We start from the raw sequence: 429 nt of genomic DNA, 5'->3' as shown, positions 1-429 counted from the left end.
TTTGCCCTTTACTGTCTTCAAGCACGAAGAAGCCATTGCCACTTAATGCCATATCCAGTGAGCGCCCGGTTCCTGTTACTGTTCCGCTTTTCTCAAAGTTTTGCGAAACCCCGACCACTTCAACACCACCCGCCTCACTGCCGCTGTAAACGGAAGCAAACTCGGTTCTCGACTCTTTAAACCCCGTCGTAGAAACATTAGCTATGTTATTTGAAATGGTGTTCAGCTCTGAGTTCGAGGCATTCAGCCCGCTCAGTGCAATACTAAAACTCATAATGTCTTCCTCTTCACGCTAAAGAGGCTATCTCCGTCGACTTAAACACCACGGAGAACGACAGCCGTCATCTTACTTAAAACAAAACTAAAAAATACAAACCAAAAACCGGCAAAGCCGAAAATGTAGCGAAAATTATCTAACTAATTAAAAGC

1 protein-coding gene is annotated in these 429 nt (G+C 44.3%); it reads right to left on the bottom strand.

Annotation, left to right across the window (positions count from 1 at the left end):
- The coding region (locus tag BCT81_RS09575) for a flagellar hook-basal body complex protein (RefSeq protein ID WP_133152598.1) at positions 1 to 274 on the bottom strand (274 nt) is incomplete at its 3' end.
- Positions 275 to 429: the final 155 nt, after the last annotated feature.

The sequence above is a fragment of the Vibrio sp. 10N.261.52.A1 genome, assembly GCF_002876325.1.
Lineage (GTDB): Bacteria > Pseudomonadota > Gammaproteobacteria > Enterobacterales > Vibrionaceae > Vibrio > Vibrio chagasii.
This window is presented reverse-complemented; position numbering and strand designations above follow the sequence as displayed.